Source organism: Bradyrhizobium sp. 138 (assembly GCF_023074075.1).
Classification (GTDB): Bacteria; Pseudomonadota; Alphaproteobacteria; order Rhizobiales; family Xanthobacteraceae; genus Bradyrhizobium.
In genome coordinates, this window is the sequence record NZ_JADPKT010000093.1 from 1 (window position 1) to 2,539 (window position 2,539).

A 2,539-nucleotide genomic window follows, 5' to 3' on the forward strand; every position below is an offset into this window, starting at 1 on the left:
GTAAGCATCCGGTGAGGACCGCGCAGCGGTCACTCAGGCAGCCTGATTGGCTTGCTTGTTCCGGTCGCGCCAATTCCAGGGCAAGAGTTCGTCGAGCCGGTGGGCCGGATGTGCAGCGATGCGCGCCAGGACGTCGGCGAGCCAAGCTTGTGGATCGAGGTCGTTCATCTTGGCCGTGACGATTAGGCTGTACATCATCGCGGCACGGTCGCCGCCGCGATCAGAGCCGCAGAACAGCCAAGCCTTCCGGCCCAGGGCGATGCCGCGCAGGGCTCGTTCGGCGGCGTTGTTCGACAGGCAGATGCGGCCGTCCTCAAGGAAGCGGGTGAACGAGCCCCAGCGCTTGAGCATGTAGTCCATCGCCTTGGCAACGTCGTTGCGCCGAGAGAGCTTGGCGCGTTGCTCACGCATCCATGCTTCCAAATCGGCGGCGAGCGGCGCGCTGAGCTCCTGGCGCACGGCCCGGCGCCGCTCGGGCGTCTCGCCGTTGATGCCGCGCTCGACTTCGAACAAGGCGTCGATCCGGCGGACTGCTTCCAGTGCCAGCGGCGAGATCACCGCAGGCTTTTTGCCTTGCACCTTGCGGCGCGCATTCTCCGCCAAATCAGCCATCACGAAGAACGGCCGTCTGGCATGGACCCAGCACGCCGCTTCCAGGATCGGACCTGCGTTGCGGCCCGCCTCGTAAAGCTTGCCATAGCCGCCATAGGCATCGGCCTGGAAGACGCCGCTATAGCCGGCCAGATGGGCCTGGGGATGCTCGCCGGTGCGATCGCGCGAGTAATAAAACACTGCCCCCGGCGGCGCCTGCCCGCCAAAAGGCTTGTCGTCGCGCACATAGACCCAGATGCGGCCGGTGTCGGTCTTGCCTTTGGCCAGGACCGGCACCGTCGTGTCATCCCCGTGCAATCGCTCGGCCCTCAGCACATGGGCCTCAAGGCGCCGGAACAAGGGCGTCAGCGCAACCGTGCAGCTACCAACCTGGTCGGCCAGGGTCGACAGGCTGATCGGCACACCTTCCTTGGCATAGCGTTCGGCCTGCCGGTTCAGCGGCTGGTGCTGGCCGAACTTTTCGAACAGCACCATTGCCAGCAAGCTGGGGCCGGCCCAACCACGGGCGATAACGTGGAACGGCGCCGGGGCCTGACTGATCTTCTCGCAATCACGGCAGCTGAACTTCTCCCGGACGTGCTGGATCACCTTCCAGGATTTCGGGATCACCTCCAGCGTCTCGGTGATGTCCTCGCCAAGCTTGGACAGCCGCAAACCGCCGCAGCAGATGCACGACGTCGGTCCCGGCACGAGCACCCGCTCGCGAGGCAGATGCTCCGGGAACGGCTGGCGCGACGGCCGCTTGCGCGTGAACGAGGCCACCTTTGTCGTCTTGGCCGCGGCCATTTCGGCAGCGAGTTCGTCCTCAGTCGCTGAAGCCTCGAGCTCCTCCACGTCAGTTCGAGCTGATCCAGCAGCCTTGCGGTACGCTCCAAGCGAGGGCCATGGCGATCACGGTTCAGCTTTTCAATCTGCAGCTTCAGGTGAGCGATCAGCGCATGGTCGTCGGACTGCTGGGCGCGAACGCTGGCGAGTTCGGCACGCGTCGCCAGCAACGCCGCTTGGAGCGCCTCAATATCTTCCGGCAGCTTCTCGGGACCGTCACCCATGCATCGATGGAATCACAAAAACCGCGATTTGGCGCGGGCTTTTTGCAATCTCACGGGACTATTGCGCAACCTATCCGGCGCTCTGCGGCCGCCAGCTGTGTTGCGGATTGCGCCAGTCGATCGCCTCCAGCAAATAGCCCATCTGAGCTGCGGTCAGCGACACCACCCCATCCACCGTCGCGGGCCAAATGAAGCGCCCACGGTCCAGCCGCTTGGCGTAGAGCGATAGCCCGACCCCGTCGTGCCAAAGCGCCTTGATCAGGGTGCCAGCACGACCACGGAACACAAAGACGTCGCCGGCAAAAGGATCTCGCCCCAGTCCCTCCTGCACCAGCAATGCCAGACCCTGCATGCCTTTGCGCATGTCCGTGTGACCGGTCGCGATCCAGATTCTTGCCCCTGCCGCGATCGCGATCATCGCCGCTCCAGCAGATCCAACACGCGAGACAACGCGGTCATATCAACGCCGGCGTCCACGATCACCCGGCAGCCCTTGCCGACGACAATCTCCATGCGTCCGCTCGCTGGCCCCGCTAAAGCTATTGGCGGCACCGGCGGTTGGTCCGGCACCACCATCGCCGGCACAAACGCTGGCTGAGGTTGTTCAGTATCGCTCGTCCGCGTCCCAAACGATCGTCGCCAAGTCAGCAGCAGCGAGCGCGAAATGCCATATCGTCGCGCTGTCGACGAGACCGCACGCGGTGCCTGCAAACTCTCCAGAACGATCTTGAGTTTCTCGTCATCCGTCCAGCGACGGCGACGGCCAGTCTCGACAACCTCGAACCGTTCAATCTGTGCACTGAACTTATTGCTGTCCATAAGGGCTGTTACACAGCACTCCTCCCAACCCGGCAAGACGGCCCTCACCGGAGGGAGAC

At 64.0% G+C, this 2,539-nt stretch carries 3 protein-coding genes; all 3 read right to left on the reverse strand.

What is annotated here, in order from left to right; genetic code table 11:
- Positions 1-33: 33 nt before the first annotated feature.
- Positions 34-1,661 (reverse strand): IS66 family transposase gene (locus IVA79_RS32315; RefSeq protein ID WP_247560775.1). Its coding sequence is split into 2 segments (ribosomal slippage): positions 34-1,445 and positions 1,445-1,661, totalling 1,629 coding nucleotides; the frame shifts between segments, so codons are not numbered across the junction.
- Positions 1,662-1,731: 70 nt separating this feature from the next.
- Positions 1,732-2,079: an IS66 family insertion sequence element accessory protein TnpB gene (tnpB, locus tag IVA79_RS32320; protein ID WP_247560777.1), complete on the reverse strand. Its 348-nt coding sequence runs from the start codon at positions 2,077-2,079 to the stop codon at positions 1,732-1,734.
- A partial coding sequence (locus IVA79_RS32325; protein WP_346658222.1) for a transposase occupies positions 2,076-2,539 on the reverse strand: 464 nt, incomplete at its 5' end. The genes tnpB and IVA79_RS32325, both read right to left, overlap by 4 nt.

Bases quoted from the DNA above. Each gene is read 5' to 3' on its own strand.
- tnpB (WP_247560777.1), bottom strand. From the start codon at position 2,079: ATGATCGCGATCGCGGCAGGGGCAAGAATCTGGATCGCGACCGGTCAC.